Genomic DNA, 15,397 nt, shown 5'->3' with positions numbered 1-15,397 from the left:
AACGTCGGTCGCGTCGGTCGCGTCAGTCACGCTGGAAGCCCTCCTTGGTGCGCAGCCCGTATCCGAGGGCGCGATCGTACGAGATGTGGGCCAGCCAGCCGCAGAGCGCCGCGAACGCCGGGGGCCAGGAGAAGACGGGCTGCACGGCGTACACCGTCAGCAGCCCGAGCGGCACCAGCGCCCGGTGCATCGCGTTGTAGTACGGCACGGCGCGCGGCGCCAACTGGCCCTGCGCCGTCCGGGGCGCCTCGTCGAGGGCGACCAGGAAGGTGAGGTCCGGAAGGAGAAGGAAGAGCAGGGCGAGGGCGCCGGCGAGCCAGCCGTGGTTCACGCCCTCCAGGACCGCGAACGCCGTCCAGAACAGGGCGGCGGCCAGCCAGGCGGCGCGGCGGGCCGCCATGGTGGCGGTGCGGAGGGCGGGGGTGACGTTCGTGGTGCTGGTCATGGCTACCTCCAGAGGTACTTCAGCTAACGCCGTTAGCCACGACAGTAGGGCTAACGGCGTTAGCCGTCAAGAAGAAGGGGCGGCTACCGCACCATCCGCTCCAGCGCGTCGAACGCCGCCGCCATCCGCTCCCGGTGGTCCTCGACGATCTCCGCGAACGGGTCACCCGCCAACTGACGGCTCACCGAGGTGACGCACACCGAGCGGTACGCGGCCACCGTCACCGCCGCAACCAGCGCCGGGTCGGCGAGCCCGGCCTCGGCGAGCGCTCCGGCCAGCGCCCGTTCCACCTCCTCGACCGCCTCGCGGGCCCGGGCCCGCAGCGCGGGCGAGTCGGCGACGACCGGCCAGAAGCCCCCGAAGTTCTCCCCCACCCCGCCCAGCGGGTGCCGCGCGTCGATGAACCGGAAGGCCAGCCGGCGCAGCGCCGCCAGCGGGGTCTCGCCGGGCGCCCGGTCCCGCACCGCACCGGCGAAGGCCGCGACGGCCTCCGGGATGCGGTCGAGGAACAGGTCCTCCTTGCGCGGGAAGTAGTTGAACACGGTCATCGCCGACACCCCGGCCGCCCGCGCGACTTCCGCGACGGTCACTCGGTCGAAGCCGTGCTCCCGGAACATCACCGTCGCGACGTTCGAGATCCGCTGCCGCGTCTCCCGCTTCTTGCGCTCCCGCAGGGACTCCCCCGGCCCGCCCGGCCTGTTCTCATCGGTCACGAGAAAACTATAGCGGCTCGAAAGTTTTAGTGACTACAGTGAACCCATGAGTGAAAGCATGGCGACTACAGACAGCAACGACGGCGGGCGCGGCGAGTACGGCGCGGGCTGCGACGTGGTGGTGGCCGGCGGCGGGCCCGTCGGGCTGTTCCTCGCCGGCGAGCTGCGGCTCGGCGGCGCGAAGGTGCTGGTCGTGGAGCGGCTGGCCGAGGTGGACGAGACCATCAAGGCGGGCGGGATCAACACGGCCGGCGCGGTGAGCCTCTACCGGCGCGGGCTGCTGCCCGACCTCAAGGCGGCCTGGGAGCGGAACCGGTGGCGGATGCGGGCCTTCCTCGGGGACCGGGAGCAGAGGCAGGGCGCCGACGCGCCCCGGACTCCCCCGAAGTTCGCCGGGCACTTCGCCGGGATCATGATGCGCGGCGACCTGTTCGACGACTCCGACCCGGCGTTCGCCGACATCGGCCCCGCCGACGGCGTCGGCCTCGGGGTGCCGCAGGTGGAGCTGGAGCGGATCCTGGGCGCCCGCGCCGAGCGGCTCGGCGTCGAGGTCCGCCGGGGCGTGGAGCTGACCGGCTTCGACGCCGGCGACGAGGGAGTCGTCGTCCGCCTCGGGAGCGGCGAGGACGTCCACGCCGGATGGCTCGTGGGGTGCGACGGCGGCCGGAGCACGGTCCGCAAGCTCGCCGGGTTCGACTTCCCGGGCACCGAGCCGGAGATCACCGGCTATCAGGCGGTCGTCGAGATGAGCGGGGGCGAGCGGCTCGGGGTCGGCTGGAACACCACCGACGTGGGGACGTACGTCAACGGGCCCTTCCCCGGCCGGATCCTCACCGTCGAGTTCGACGGGCCGCCCGCCGACCGCTCCGCGCCCGTCACCGCCGCGGAGTTGCAGGCCGCCCTGCGCCGGGTGTCGGGCGTGGCCGACGTGACCGTCCACGAGGTGCACTCCTCGACCCGGTTCACCGACAACGCCCGGCAGGCGAGCGGCTACCGCAAGGGCCGGGTGCTGCTGGCGGGGGACGCGGCGCACGTGCACTCGCCGTTCGGCGGGCAGGGGCTCAACCTCGGCCTCGGCGACGCCATGAACCTCGGCTGGAAGCTGGCCGCCGTGGTCCGCGGGTCGGCCCCCGACTCGCTCCTCGACAGCTACACCGCCGAACGGCACCCGATCGGCGCCTGGGTGCTGGACTGGACCCGTGCCCAGATCGCCGTGATGCGCCCGGACCGGCACGCCCGCGCCCTGCGCCGGGTGGTCACCGACCTCGCGCTGACGACGACCGGGACGACCTACCTCGTCGAGCAGATCTCCGGCGTCTGGCAGCACTACGACCTGCCCGGCGACCATCCGCTCACCGGGCGGAGCGCCCCGGACCTGGAACTCTCCGACGGCACCCGGCTCGGCGACCACCTGCACCACGGCCGCGCGCTGCTGCTCGACCTCGCCGGCGACCCGAAGCTGCGCGCCCGCGCGGAGGGGTACGGCGACCGGGTGGACGTCGTCACCGCGGCCTGTCCGGGACGGCCGGAGCTGACCGGTCTCCTGGTACGGCCCGACGGGTTCGTGGCCTGGGCCGCGGACGGAGGCGACCGGGGGGACGACCTCGACGACGCCCTGACCCGCTGGTTCGTCGCCGTGTGACCCCGTCGTGTGCACCGGCCGTTCGACCCGACCGTTGCCCCAGCCGTTCGCCCCGGCTGTTTACCCCGGCCGTTCGACCCTGCCGTTTAACCCTGCCGCGACGTCAACGTCTCCACTGGTGTCCCATGCGGATCGGAGAACTCGCCGCCGCCCTCGGCGTCACCACGCGCGCGGTGCGGCACTGCCACCACCAGGGCCTGCTGCCCGAGCCCGAGCGGCTCTCGAACGTCCCCCACTCTCGGCTTCGCTCGAGCGGGAGGTGCCCCCTCCGGGACTACACCCTCCGGCACGCTGTCGTCCTCGCCCGCATCCGGCGGCTGACGGAGCTCGGGCTCGGGCTCGGGCTCGCCGAGGTGCGGGACGTGCTCGCGGACGACGCCGGCAAGGACCTCGTGGAGGTGCTCACCGAGCTCGACGCGGACCTCGACCCGCCCATCGGCTCGCAGACCTCGGTGACCCTCGAACTGGCCGAGCCCGTCGCCCACTTCGGCCTGCTGGGCGGCCGGCAGGAGGTTGCGCGTCGTCCGGATCCACGCCGACGACGCCACCGGCCTCGTAGAACGGCTCACAACGCGGCAGGCGACGGCACGGAGGGTCACGCGGGCGCGAACCGTACCTTCGTCGTCCCCGGGTCGGCCTCCATCAGCCGCACCGGCAGCCGCTCGCCCAGCGGGAGAGGAGCGGCGGCCTCGATCCGGCCTATGACGGCGGGCTGCTGCAACAGCACCTTCCCCACCGTCGGCCGGCGCGCCTCGACCTCCACCACGCACCCGTCGAAGACCTCCCCGACCCGGTCCTTGAGCAGGGCCGCCTCCACTATGTCGACGCACTCCCGCTCCACCGTGCCCGAGCGCCGCGCCCCTTCGGCCATCTGCTTGGGGAGCGTGTCCAGCGCCATCAGCACCCAGTCCGGCGGTTCCTCGCCGGCGGCCGCCGCCAGGCACAGTTCCGAGGCGTAGCGGTCGGCCAGGCGGCGCAGTGGCGCGGTGCAGTGGGCGTAGGGGGCGGCGACGGCCGCGTGGGTGGTGTTCGCGGGGCGGACGCCGTCCCGGAAGACGGTGTAACCGGCGCCGCGCAGCAGAGTCGTGCACTCCTGGAGGAAGGCCGCGTGGCGGGGGCGGCGCGGGTTCAGGGAGCGGATCAGCTCGGCGTACGAGACGTGGTGCGGCCACTCGATGCGCAGCGCGTGCGCGGTGCGGCGCAGGCGGGCCACCGCGCCGTCGGGGGCGGTCGGGAGAGTGCGCAGGACGCCGGTGCCGTAGCCGAGCATCAGGTCGGCCGCGGTCATGCCGGTGAGCAGGGAGATCTGGGCGTTCCAGGCGTCGGCGGGCAGCGGGGCGCGGTAGGTCAGCTCGTAGGTGTGGTCGTACTCGACGATCTCCTGTTCCGGCACGTTGAGGGAGATGCCGCCGCGCGCCACCTCCAGCCGTTCGCGGGCCTCGCCGATCTCCCTGAGCAGGGCGACGGGCTCCTCGGCGGTCCCCTCGTCGATCCGTTTCTGCACGCCCGCGTAGTCGAGCTTGGCCCGGCTGCGGACGAGGGCCCGGCGGACGTCGGCGGTCACGGTCCGGCCCTCCCCGTCCAGGTCGATGGTCCAGAGCACGGCCGGGCAGGTCTGGCCGGGCAGCAGGCTGGCCGCGCCCTCGCTGAGGACGGCGGGGTGCAGGGGGACCTTCTCGTCCGGGAAGTAGAGGGTGTTGACGCGGTGGTGCGCCTCGGAGTCCAGGTCACCGCCCGGTACGACGAAGGCGGCGACGTCCGCGATGGCGTACCGGACGCGGTAGCCGCCGTCGTGCCGGGACAGGTGCATGGCCTGGTCGAGGTCGTTCGCGGTGGGCGGGTCGACCGTGAAGAAGGGGAGGTCGGTCGCGTCGTGGCCGGGTACGGCCGGAAACCTGGCGGCGCTCTCGGCCTCCGCGAGGACCTCGGACCGGAAGGTCTCGGGGACGCCGAGCTCGGCCCGGAGCGCGGCCAGCGCGGCCCGGAGGGGCGCCTCGGGGGCACCCTTGACACGGATGTGGCGGCTGGGCATAGGACGAGCGTAGTCACATCGCACCGCTCCGGCGCTTTACGCTGGCGCGAAGCGTTGATGATGAACGCCGGTGAACGTCGTTGGTGAAGAGGAGTACCCGTGCTGGTCCTGCTGCCGCCCTCGGAGGGCAAGGCGTCCTCGGGGCGTGGTGCCCCGCTGAAGCCGGAGTCGCTGTCCCTGCCGGGGCTCGCGGCGGCGCGCGAGGCGGTGCTCGGCGAGCTGGTCGACCTGTGCGCCGGGGACGAGGACAAGGCCCGTGAGGTGCTCGGCCTGAGCGAGGGACTGCGCGGCGAGGTCGCGAAGAACGCGGCGCTGCGGACGGCGGCCACCCGGCCGGCCGGGGAGGTCTACACCGGGGTGCTGTACGACGCCCTGGGCCTGGCCTCCCTGGACGCGGCGGCGAAGCGGCGGGCCGCGCGGTCGCTGCTGGTCTTCTCGGGGCTGTGGGGCGCGGTCCGGGTGACGGACCGGATCCCGTCGTACCGCTGCTCGATGGGGGTGAGGCTGCCGGCGCTCGGTGCGCTGGGCACGCACTGGCGGGGGCCGATGGCCGAGGCACTGCCGGAGGCGGCCGGGACGGGGCTGGTGCTGGACCTGCGGTCGGCGGCGTACGCGGCCGCGTGGAAGCCGAAGGGCGAGGTGGCCGGGCGGACGGCGACCGTGCGGGTGCTGCACGCGCCGACGCGGAAGGTGGTCAGCCACTTCAACAAGGCGACGAAGGGGCGGATGGTACGGAGCCTGCTGGCCGCCGGAATCGCGCCGGCCGGTCCGGCCGAGCTGGTGGAGGCGTTGCGGGAGCTGGGGTACGAGGTCGAGGCGGAGGCGCCCGCGAAGGCCGGGCAGGCGTGGGCGCTGGACGTGCTGGTGACCGAGGTGCACTGAGTCACCCGTAAGCACTGTTGCAGCATGCGCAATGCCCTTTGCGTGCTCTGCATCGCATGGGCAGGATGTTCGTCATGCCCACCTCCGTGCTGGATCTCGCGCCCGTCGTGCCCGTCGTCGTGATCGAGGACGCCGCCACTGCCGTACCGCTGGCGCGGGCGCTGGTGGAGGGCGGGCTGCCGGTCATCGAGGTGACGCTGCGGACGCCCGCCGCGCTCGACGCGATCCGGGCCGTGGCCGCCGCGGTGCCGGACGCGGTGGTCGGCGCGGGGACCGTGCTGACTCCGGAACAGGTGACGGAGTGCGTGGCCGCCGGGGCGCGGTTCCTGGTCAGTCCCGGCTGGACGGACGGGCTGCTGGCGGCGATGGCCGCGTCCGGGGTGCCGTACCTGCCGGGGGTGTCGACCGCCTCGGAGGTGGTGGCGCTGCTCGAACGCGGGGTGCGGGAGATGAAGTTCTTCCCGGCGCAGGCCGCGGGCGGCACGGCCTACCTCAGGTCGCTCGCCGGTCCGCTGCCGCGGGCCCGTTTCTGCCCGACGGGAGGCATCGGCCCGGACAACGCGCGGGAGTACCTCGCCCTGCCCAACGTCGGCTGCGTCGGCGGCACCTGGATGGTCCCGGCGGACGCGGTCGCCGCCGGGGACTGGGACCGGGTCCGGGGGCTGGCCCGGGCCGCGGCGGGGCTCAGGGCCTGATCCGGGTCCTGGCACAGGGCCTGATCCGGGTCCTGGTTCAGGGACGCAGGTGGGACGTGTCGTTGAAGAGCCGTACGCTCGGGTTGCCGTCCGCGTAGTACGCCACCGCCGACAGCGAGGCCGCCGACAGTTCCATGCGGAACAGGGACTTCAGCGGGGCGCCGAGGGCGAGTTGCACGAACGTCTTGATCGGCGTGACGTGCGTGACGAGCAGGACCGTGCGGCCCGCGTAGGCCGCGATCAGCTTGTCGCGGGTGGCCGCGATGCGTGCCGCCGTCTCGGCGAAGCTCTCCCCGCCGCCGGTGGGGTGGGCCGACGGGTCGGCCAGCCAGGCGGTCAGGTCGTCGGGGTGGCGCTCGCGGACCTCGCCGAAGGTCAGGCCCTCCCAGGCGCCGAAGTCCGTCTCCCTGATCCCCTCCTCGATCGTGACGTCGAGGCCGAGGCGTTCGGCGACGGCCGCGGCGGTCTGCCGGGTGCGGGTGAGGGGGGAGGCGACGATCGCCTCGATCGTGCCGCGGCGGGCCAGGGCGTCGGCGGCGCGGCGGGCCTGGTCCAAGCCGACGGGGGAGAGTTCCGGGTCGGTGCCGCCGCTGCCGGAGAAGCGCTTCTGGGGGGTGAGGGGGGTCTCGCCGTGGCGGAGCAGGACGAAGGTGGCGGGGGCGCCGAGGTCGGGGGCGGAGCTCCAGCCGGGGCTCGCCACGTGGCTCGCGGCGCGGGTGTCGGCGGTGGTCTTGTCGGCCGTCGTCACAGTGCCGGCCGGCGGGGGCTGGTCGCGCGGTTCCCCGCGCCCCTTACGGGGCGCTGCCGGTGCCGCAGGTGCCTTCGCGGCGCCCGCCACCGCATCCCCGGTCCCGCCCGGCCGCTCAGCCCCGAACCCCTTTCGGGGCGCCGCACTCGCCGCGGACCGGACGTCAAGCTCCGCCGTGGACGCCGCGGGCGACCACTGCTCGCCCCGCCTGCCCGCGTCCATCGCCTCGTTCGCCAGGCGGTCGGCGTGTTTGTTCTGCTCGCGCGGGATCCACTCGTACGTGACCTGGCCCGCCGGGAACACCCGGGACGCCTCCGCCGCCAGGGGTTTGATGTCGGGGTGCTTGATCTTCCAGCGGCCGGACATCTGCTCGACGACCAGCTTGGAGTCCATGCGGACGTGGACGGTCGCGGTGGGGTCGAGGTCCCGGGCCGCACGCAGGCCCGCCAGCAGGCCGCGGTACTCGGCGACGTTGTTGGTGACGACGCCGAGGTATTCGGCCACCTCCGCCAGCGTCTCGCCGGTCGCCGCGTCGACGACCACCGCGCCGTAGCCGGCCGGCCCCGGGTTGCCCCGGGAGCCGCCGTCCGCCTCGACGATGAACTCCCTTGCCACGTACGCCCCTCAGGTGTTCCTACAGACCGGACTCGGACGTGCGCACCAGGATGCGGCGGCAGTTCTCGCAGCGCACCACGGTGTCCGGCGCGGCCTTGCGGACCTCGGCCAGCTCGGTGATGGCGAGCTCCTGGCGGCAGCCCTGGCAGGTCCGGGCGTACAGCTTGGCCGCGCCGATGCCGCCCTGCTGCTCGCGCAGCTTGTCGTAGAGCTTGAGGAGGTCCGCGGGGACGGAGCCGGCGATGACCTCGCGCTCCTTGGTGACCGTGGCCACCTCGGCGTCGATGTCCCCGGACGCGGCGTTGCGCCGGGCGGTCGCCTCGTCGATCCGGCCCTGGACGGCGCCGACCCGCTCGGTCAGCTCGGCGACCCGCTCCTGCGCGGACTCGCGGCGCTCCATGACCTCCAGGACGACGTCCTCCAGATCGCCCTGGCGCTTGGCGAGGGAGACGATCTCCCTCTGGAGGTTCTCCAGGTCCTTCGGGGAGGTGACCGCGCCGGAGTCGAGGCGCTGCTGGTCGCGGGCGGCGCGCTGGCGCACCTGGTCCACGTCCTGCTCGGCCTTGGTCTGCTCGCGGGCGGTGTCGCTCTCCTCGGTCTGCGCGGCCACGAGCAGGTCGCGCAGCTGGGTCAGGTCTTTGGTCAGCGACTCGATCTCGGCGTGCTCGGGCAGCGACTTCCGCTTGTGCGCCAGCTGCTGGAGGCGTACGTCCAGGCCCTGGACGTCGAGGAGTCGGATCTGGTCGGCGGGCGCTGCGTTCAGTTGGGGGCTCCAAGGGAGGGTGAGTGGCTGGTCCAGGGGTCGGTGACCGTCTTGGAGACGTGCACGCGGAGGTCCCAGCCGTGACGGTCGGAGATCTCGTCGAGCTGGGTGGCGGCCAGCTCGCACCAGGGCCATTCGGTGGCCCAGTGCGCCGCGTCGAGCAGCGCGAGGGGGCTGTGTGCCACCGCCTCCGACGCCGGGTGGTGGCGCAGGTCGGCGGTGAGGAAGGCGTCCACGCCGGCGGCGCGCACCACGTCGAAGAGGCTGTCGCCGGAGCCGCCGCTGACGGCGACCGTGCGGACGAGGGCCTCGGGGTCGCCGGCGACGCGGATGCCCTGCGCGGTGGCGGGGAGCCGGGCGGCGGCCCGGTCGGCGAGCTCGCGGACGGTCACCGGGTGGTCCAGCTCGCAGACGCGGCCGAGGCCCCGGCGGCCCTCCGGATCGGCGGGGTCCGGGACCAGGGGGCGTACGACGCGCAGGTCCAGGGCGCCCGCGAGGGCGTCGGAGACGCCCGGGTCGGCGGTGTCGGCGTTGGTGTGGGCGACGTGCAGCGCGATGTCGTTCTTGATCAGGGTGTGCACGACCCGGCCCTTGAAGTGGGAGGCCGCGACCGTCGTCGTACCGCGCAGGTAGAGGGGGTGGTGGGTGACCAGCAGGTCGGCGCCGCGCTTCACCGCCTCGTCGACGACGTCCTGGACCGGGTCGACGGCGAACAGGACCCGCGTGACCTCCTGGCCGGGGTCGCCCACGACCGTACCGACCGCGTCCCAGGACTCGGCCCGCTCGGCGGGCCACAGGTTCTCCAGCGCGGCGATGACTTCTGACAGACGGGGCACGGGGAAAGGCTACCTGCCTGTTCCGCGGGGCCGTACCTGCTCGCCCGCCGAGGCAACCCGCAGCACACCCGCCCCCGTTTCCTCAGGCGAATCGTCGAGTGTGCACCCGTATGTGTGAAGCCGTCGGTAGCCGGTGTGCCGCCTGTGCGTGCGAAAACTAGCTTCGTGGCCGGAGGTGACCGAACGATGACGGCCTGTGCGATCGAACCCTCGGCTGCGGACGAGGAAGACAGCGCGCCGGGGGCGGGCTGCACCATCACGGTGGACGGGGCGTACGCGGCCCGGCTGGCTCAGCAGGATGGTTCCTGCTTCCCGGAGCGGTGGACGCTGGACGGCCCCGAGCCGTACGCCGTGCCGCTGCCCGGCAACCAGCCGGAGGAGCCGGGCACGGAGGTGCAGCCGATGGGTGACGGGCGGGTGCTCATCCGCCGGCTGGTGGACGGGCGGCACCACTTCGCGCTCCTCTATCCGACCGGTCCCGGCACGGGTGAGCTGCCGCTGGGCGCGGTGGAGTGCCCGGACGAGGGGGCCGTGCTGCGGCTGCTGCCGCCGGCGCCGGGGGGCGTGCGCGCGTACGCGCTCGCCGTGGGGCCGCGTTCCTCCGCCGTCTGGCTGGTGGCGGGCGGGGCCTTCGGGCCGGAGCGGGTCGCGGTGGTGCCGGGGCGGTGTGCGGGCGGGGTCTGGCTGGACCGGTCCGGGCGGATGCTGGCCCTGGACCGGGAGCTGGGCGGGCGGACCAAGACGGTCGTGGTCGATCTGGAGCGCGCCGGCGAGGTGTCGCCGTTGCTGCAGATCGCGCCGGACAGCGACGACCGGCTGCTGCTCGCCGACCCGGACAGCGGGCTGGTCCTGGTCGGGTCGGACGCGCCCAGTCCCGGGCAGGAACGGTTGGGCTGGGGTGTCCTCGGCTCCACGCTGCCGGTGCGCTTCCCGGAGAGCCTGCGGGTGCCGGAGTGCCCGGACTGCGTGGTCACGCCGTTCGCCGCCCAGCCGGGGCAGGTGCTGGTGCCGGAGAGCTGCGGGGTGGCGCTGCGGATCGACGGTCCGCTCGGCAGCTGGGTGGGGGCCTGGCGGCCCAGAGCCCGCAGGATGTGCCATCTCCCGGCGCCCGAGGGGTGGTTGACGGGCGCCGGGATGTGGACGCAGGACGGGGTGCTGCGGCTGCCGTACGCCACGGGGGAGGTCCCGTGCGGCGTGGCGGCGGTGGCGGTGCCCTGGGGGGAGACGGGGGAGTACGGGGGGCCGGGGGACGCGGGCCCGGGGGATCCGGTTCGGGACGGCACGGCTGCCGGGGCGTCGGGTACGCCCGGGGAGCCGGCGGAACCGGACCCTCCGGGGCCTGTCGTGGCCCGGCCGGTACCCCTCCAACAGGCCCCGCTCGCACGGCTTGTAACGAACTAGTAGCGGTCGGCGTGGTCGCCTGGATTCGCCCCGTGGTGGGCCGGTTAGACTCGCCGCGCTGTAAGAAAGATCATGTTGACGGGGTGAATTCTTCCGATGAGCGACGCCAGCACGTCCCAGCACCTGTCCGCCGAGGCCCAGGAGACGGACGGCCACGGCAAACACCGTGGCCACGTCTCGGCCCAGGACAGCGAGACGGCCCCCAGCGGCCGGCACCGCAAGCCGGAGCCGGCCGAGGTGGCAGCCTGACGGCAGGAGAGGAAGAGGGGCCCACCGGGTGACCGGTGGGCCCCTTTTCCGTGCCGTCGCGGCGGCAGCCGGTGCGGCGCGGGGCCTGCTGGGGCCGGGCCGGGTTCACAGGCGCATGATGACCAGGGCGGTGTCGTCGGTGGCGTCACCGGTCGGGAGCAGGTCGGCGAGCACGGCGTCGGCGAGGGCCTCGCACCGGGCGGTGCGGTGGCGGACCAGGGAGTCGGAGAGCCGGGCGAGGCCCTTGTCGATGTCCTCGCCGCGGCGTTCGATCAGGCCGTCGGTGTAGAGCACGAGGACGGAGTCCTCGCGGAAGGGCGCGACGGCCTGGGTCCGGGGGCCGTGCTGGGGGCGGGCGGCCAGGGGCGGGTCGGTGGCCTGGTCCAGGAACTCGACGATCCCGTCCGGCCGGAGAACCGCCGGTGGGGGGTGGCCGGCGCTGCTGTAGGTGATGGTGTCGTTCTCCCAGTCGACGAATGCCGTCGCCACGGTGGTGTTCTCGGCGCCGTCGACGGTGCGGGCGTACTGCCCGAGGACCTCCAGGGCGCGGGCGGGACCCTCGGGGACGAGGGAGGCGGCGGTGAGGGCGCTGCGCAGTTGCCCCATGACGCAGGCCGCGGGCAGACCGTGGCCGACGACGTCGCCGACGGCCACGGCGATGCGGTCGCCCGGCAGGTCGATCAGGTCGTACCAGTCGCCGGCCACGTTGAGGGCCTCCGCGGCGGGCCGGTAGCGGACGGCCGCCGGGTGCCGGCCGATCCGGCGCGGGGCGGGCAGCATCGCCTCCTGCAGGGTCAGCGCGACCTCACGGGCCCGGATCAGTTCGGTGACGTCCTCCAGCCGGTGCAGCAGCAGCGTGACCTGACCGTCGTCCCCGAACACGGGAATGTTGGTCACGTTGAAGTACCGCTCGTGCCACACCCCGGGCTGGTCGGGGTCCTCCCGGTCCAAGCGCTGCAGCGCCACGACACTGCGCTCGCCGGTGTCCGCCGCCCGCCGCAGGGACGCCAGCACCCTGAGCAGGAGAGGCTCGGCGGACTCGTTGTCGATGCTGTCCTCGGGCAGGAAGCGTCCGATCAGCTGCTCACGGGGCAGGCCCCGCAGGCGCTCGAACTCCGCGTTGGCGTCGGCGTAGATCAACTGCGGCGTCACCAGCGCCACCGCCCCGGGAAGGGCCTGGAACACCGCCGCGTAGTCGACCGCCGGTCCAGCCATGATCTTCCTTGCTCACCCCGCTGCTCGCCGTCTGTTCCCGATACGAGGTCTTTTCACGATACGAGCAGGTGGTCGTGGCGCGCACCACGAGACCACGGCGCCGCCCACGGCGCCGCGGCCTGCCGGTGGTCACCCGCGCTTCAGCCCCAGCACCTCCGCCGCGGCGAACGTCTCCCCCGCCGGCCGCTCCGCGTAGTGCGGTGTGAGCGCGGCGTCGAGTTCCGCGTAGTCGAAGGTGTCCTGCTTGCTGTCGAACTTGGCCCGCACGCGCGGGCGTTCCACGACGGCGACCATGCCGCCGTGGACCACGAGCAGCTGCCCGTTGATCCGTTCGGCGGCCGGCGAGGCCAGGTAGCCGACGAGCGGGGCGACGTGCTCGGGGGCGAGGGGGTCGAGGCCCTCGGCGGGCTGTTCGAAGCCGGCGAACACGTCCTCGGTCATCCGGGTGCGGGCGCGCGGGCAGATCACGTTGGCGGTGACGCCGTACTTGGCGAGGGCGAGGGCCGTCGAGGTGGTCAGGCCGACGATGCCGCCCTTCGCGGCCGCGTAGTTGGGCTGGCCCGCGGAACCGGCGAGGAAGGCCTCGGAGGACGTGTTCACGATCCGGCCGTAGACCTTCTCGCCGCCCGCCGCCTTGGAACGGTCCCGCCAGTGCGCGGCCGCGAAGTGGGTGGTGTTGAAGTGGCCCTTGAGGTGGACCCTGATCACCGAGTCCCACTCGTCCTCGGTCATGGAGAAGACCATGCGGTCGCGCAGGATCCCGGCGTTGTTGACGAGGATGTCCAGCTTTCCGTAATGGGTTGTCGCAAGCATGAGAAGGTCTCGCGCCTGCGAGAAGTCGGCAATGTCTCCCGTGTGGGCGACGGCCTGGCCGCCTGTCGCGCGGATCTCCTCCGCGACCTGTTCGGCGGGGGCCGCGGAGGCCTCCCCCGAGCCGTCCCGGCCCGGCCGGCCGAAGTCGTTGACGACGACGGCCGCGCCGAGCCGGGCCAGCTCCAGCGCCTCGGCCCGGCCCAGGCCCCGGCCGGCCCCCGTGACGACGGCGGCCAGCCCCTCCAGCGGCCTCTCCCGCATACGGCGGCCCCTCAGATCTCTATGCAGGTGCGCAGGGCGGTGCCCGTGCGCATCTGGTCCAGGGCCTCGTTGATCCCGGCCAGCGGCACCCGGTGGGTGATCAGGCCCTCCAGGTCGATCCGGCCCGCCCGCCACAGGGCGATCGTCCGCTCGTAGGAGCGGACCACGTCCCCGCCGCCGTACATGGACGGCAGGATCCGCTTCTCGTCGAAGAACAGCTCGAACATGTTGAGCTGGAGGAAGTCGTCCATGGCGCCCGCGCCGACGACCACGAGGGTGCCGCCGCGCCGGGTGTTCTCGTACGCGGTCCGGGCGGTGGCGGACTTGCCGACGACCTCGAAGACGTAGTCGAAGCCCTCGCCGGCGGTGACCTCCTGCTTGGCGCCGGGCAGCTCGTCCGGCGAGACCGCCCGTGTCGCCCCGAACCTGAGCGCCGACTCGCGCCGCGACTCGACCGGGTCGACGGCGACGATCTCGGCCGCGCCCCTGAGCCGCGCCCCCTGGATCGCCGAGATCCCGACGCCTCCGCAGCCGATGACGGCGACCGACGAACCGGCCTCCAGATCGGCCGTGTTGAGGGCCGCGCCGAGCCCGGTGGTGACCCCGCAGCCGATCAGCGCGGCGATGTCGAAGGGCACATCGTCCGGGATCGGCACCGCGCACCCGGCGTCGACCACGACCTCCTCGGTGAAGGTGCCGGTGCCCGCGAAGCCGAAGACGTCCTGGCCGGGGCGACGGAAGTTGGGGGTGCCTGCGTTCATGAACCCGGCCAGGCAGAGCTCGGTCTGGCCGCGCCTGCAGGCGGGACAGGCGCCGCAGGCCGGGAGCCAGCAGACGACCACCCGGTCGCCGGGCTTCACCCGGGTGACGCCCTCCCCCACCTCCAGGACCTCGCCCGCGCCCTCGTGGCCCGGCACGAACGGTCCCGGCTGCGGCAGCACCCCGCTCATCGCCGACAGGTCCGAGTGGCACAGCCCCGTGGCGCGCACCCGGATGCGGACCCTGCCGGGCCCGAATCCCACCGTCTCGACGTCGTCGAGGACGTCCAGCTTCTCCTGGCCGATCTCGTGCAGTACGGCTGCGCGCATGCTGCGGCTCCCCTCAACTGCTCACTGGATCAAAGGTGTTCGACGATCGTGTCGGCGAGGACGGGCGCGTCCTCGCGCTCTGCGGCACTCACGGCGACCCGCACCCGCCCGTCGCCCCGCCACATGCGGATGCGCAGGGTCTCCCCCGGGTACACCACTCCGGCGAACCGCGTCGTGTACGACCGCACCCGGCTCACGTCCCCGCCGAGCAGTGTGTCCACGACCGCCTTGAGCGTCATGCCGTAGGTGCACAGCCCGTGCAGGATGGGCCGGTCGAAGCCGGCGAGCTTGGCGAACTCGGGGTCGGCGTGCAGCGGGTTGTAGTCGCCGGAGAGGCGGTAGAGCAGGGCCTGGTCCTCGCGGACCGGGCGCTCGACGGTCCGGTCCGGCTCGCCGGCCGGTGGGTCGAGCCGGGTCGAGGGTCCGCGGTCGCCGCCCCAGCCGCCCTCCCCCCGTACGAAGATCTGGGCGTCGTTGGTCCACAGCGGGCCGTCGGCGTCCGCGACGTCGGTGCGCATCACCAGGACGGCCGCCTTGCCCTTGTCGTACACCGCGGCGATGCGGCTCGTGGCGGTGGCGGTGCCCGCGGCCGGGATCGGGCGGTACAGGGTGAGGGACTGGCCGCCGTGCAGCACCTTGGCGAGGTCGACGTCGATGCCGGGCATGGACAGTCCGCCGATCACCCCGGGTGAGCCGGCGCCCGCGACGGTGGCGAAGCTGGGCAGGACGTGCAGCCGGGTCTCCAGGGTGTAGCGCAGTTCGTCGGGATCGGTGGCGGGGCGGCCCGCGCCGATGCCGAGGTGGTAGAGCTGGACGTCCCGGCGCTCCCAGCGGATCTCCCCGGACCTGGGTTCGGCGGCGAGGGCCTTGGCGGCGTCGATGGGCATACGGCTCCTGAGGTGTCTCAAGACCCCGGCACGGCCGTCCGCACCGTCGGCCGCACCGAGGTCGTCCACGGGTGCAGATCTAGAACGCGTTCCATTCCAGCGCACCTTGTAT

At 73.7% G+C, this 15,397-nt stretch carries 15 protein-coding genes and 1 pseudogene; 6 read left to right on the top strand and 10 right to left on the bottom strand.

Features of this window, described 5'->3' with window-relative positions; genetic code table 11:
• Positions 1-22 precede the first annotated feature (22 nt).
• Positions 23-445 carry a DUF4260 family protein gene (locus BLW82_RS30380; RefSeq protein ID WP_093503657.1) on the bottom strand — a complete coding sequence of 141 codons (423 nt, stop codon included), beginning with the start codon at positions 443-445 and terminating at the stop codon, positions 23-25.
• Between the two features lie 83 nt (positions 446-528).
• The gene (locus tag BLW82_RS30375) at positions 529-1,158 is read right to left on the bottom strand and encodes a TetR/AcrR family transcriptional regulator (RefSeq protein WP_256216011.1); all 630 of its coding nucleotides are present in this window, start codon (positions 1,156-1,158) and stop codon (positions 529-531) included.
• A gap of 58 nt (positions 1,159-1,216) precedes the next feature.
• On the opposite strand from BLW82_RS30375, the gene BLW82_RS30370 reads away from it, so the two are divergent.
• Together BLW82_RS30370 and BLW82_RS30365 are read left to right on the top strand one after the other, a co-directional pair.
• The gene (locus tag BLW82_RS30370) at positions 1,217-2,800 is read left to right on the top strand and encodes an FAD-dependent monooxygenase (protein ID WP_093503655.1); all 1,584 of its coding nucleotides are present in this window, start codon (positions 1,217-1,219) and stop codon (positions 2,798-2,800) included.
• Between the two features lie 125 nt (positions 2,801-2,925).
• Positions 2,926-3,225, top strand: a pseudogene (locus tag BLW82_RS30365) (MerR family transcriptional regulator); the annotation flags it as partial.
• Positions 3,226-3,395: 170 nt separating this feature from the next.
• On the opposite strand, the gene BLW82_RS30360 reads toward BLW82_RS30365, so the two are convergent.
• Positions 3,396-4,832 carry an RNB domain-containing ribonuclease gene (locus BLW82_RS30360; protein WP_093503653.1) on the bottom strand — a complete coding sequence of 479 codons (1,437 nt, stop codon included), beginning with the start codon at positions 4,830-4,832 and terminating at the stop codon, positions 3,396-3,398.
• Positions 4,833-4,931: 99 nt separating this feature from the next.
• Here BLW82_RS30360 and yaaA point away from each other — a divergent pair, with 99 nt between their 5' ends.
• Together yaaA and eda are read left to right on the top strand one after the other, a co-directional pair.
• A complete protein-coding gene (gene yaaA, locus BLW82_RS30355; protein ID WP_093503651.1) occupies positions 4,932-5,714 on the top strand; it encodes a peroxide stress protein YaaA in 783 nt (260 codons plus the stop codon).
• Between the two features lie 74 nt (positions 5,715-5,788).
• Positions 5,789-6,409 (top strand): bifunctional 4-hydroxy-2-oxoglutarate aldolase/2-dehydro-3-deoxy-phosphogluconate aldolase, encoded by a 621-nt coding sequence (gene eda / locus BLW82_RS30350; protein WP_305729058.1) that lies wholly within the window; start codon positions 5,789-5,791, stop codon positions 6,407-6,409.
• 37 nt (positions 6,410-6,446) lie between these two features.
• On the opposite strand, the gene BLW82_RS30345 is transcribed toward eda, so the two are convergent.
• From BLW82_RS30345 to BLW82_RS30335, 3 genes are read right to left on the bottom strand one after another with little or no spacing between them, the layout of a single operon-like run.
• Positions 6,447-7,772, bottom strand: a complete 1,326-nt coding sequence (locus tag BLW82_RS30345) for a bifunctional RNase H/acid phosphatase (protein WP_093503647.1) — start codon at positions 7,770-7,772, stop codon at positions 6,447-6,449.
• A gap of 19 nt (positions 7,773-7,791) precedes the next feature.
• Positions 7,792-8,535, bottom strand: coding sequence for a zinc ribbon domain-containing protein (locus BLW82_RS30340; protein ID WP_093508365.1), 744 nt, complete (start codon positions 8,533-8,535; stop codon positions 7,792-7,794).
• A complete protein-coding gene (locus BLW82_RS30335) occupies positions 8,532-9,371 on the bottom strand; it encodes a Nif3-like dinuclear metal center hexameric protein (protein WP_093503645.1) in 840 nt (279 codons plus the stop codon). The genes BLW82_RS30340 and BLW82_RS30335 overlap by 4 nt, the downstream gene beginning before the upstream one ends.
• Positions 9,372-9,557: 186 nt before the next feature.
• On the opposite strand from BLW82_RS30335, the gene BLW82_RS30330 reads away from it, so the two are divergent.
• Both BLW82_RS30330 and BLW82_RS44655 read left to right on the top strand, forming a co-directional pair.
• On the top strand, positions 9,558-10,772 hold the full coding sequence (locus BLW82_RS30330; protein ID WP_093503643.1) for a hypothetical protein: 1,215 nt from the start codon (positions 9,558-9,560) through the stop codon (positions 10,770-10,772).
• 96 nt (positions 10,773-10,868) lie between these two features.
• Entirely contained in the window at positions 10,869-11,021 is a 153-nt protein-coding gene (locus BLW82_RS44655; RefSeq protein WP_093503641.1) for a hypothetical protein, read from the top strand.
• Between the two features lie 105 nt (positions 11,022-11,126).
• Here the strand turns inward: BLW82_RS44655 and BLW82_RS30320 are convergent, their stop codons facing one another.
• The 4 genes from BLW82_RS30320 to BLW82_RS30305 form a co-directional block, all read right to left on the bottom strand.
• Positions 11,127-12,236: a PP2C family protein-serine/threonine phosphatase gene (locus BLW82_RS30320; protein ID WP_093503639.1), complete on the bottom strand. Its 1,110-nt coding sequence runs from the start codon at positions 12,234-12,236 to the stop codon at positions 11,127-11,129.
• Between the two features lie 129 nt (positions 12,237-12,365).
• Positions 12,366-13,310 (bottom strand): 3-oxoacyl-ACP reductase, encoded by a 945-nt coding sequence (locus tag BLW82_RS30315; protein WP_093503637.1) that lies wholly within the window; start codon positions 13,308-13,310, stop codon positions 12,366-12,368.
• A gap of 11 nt (positions 13,311-13,321) precedes the next feature.
• Complete coding sequence (locus BLW82_RS30310; protein WP_093503635.1) at positions 13,322-14,398, bottom strand: Zn-dependent alcohol dehydrogenase; 1,077 nt, start codon at positions 14,396-14,398, stop codon at positions 13,322-13,324.
• 29 nt (positions 14,399-14,427) lie between these two features.
• Positions 14,428-15,285: a MaoC/PaaZ C-terminal domain-containing protein gene (locus BLW82_RS30305; RefSeq protein WP_093503633.1), complete on the bottom strand. Its 858-nt coding sequence runs from the start codon at positions 15,283-15,285 to the stop codon at positions 14,428-14,430.
• Positions 15,286-15,397: the final 112 nt, after the last annotated feature.

This window comes from Streptomyces sp. Ag109_O5-10 (assembly GCF_900105755.1).
Classification (GTDB): Bacteria; Actinomycetota; Actinomycetes; order Streptomycetales; family Streptomycetaceae; genus Streptomyces.
This window is presented reverse-complemented; position numbering and strand designations above follow the sequence as displayed.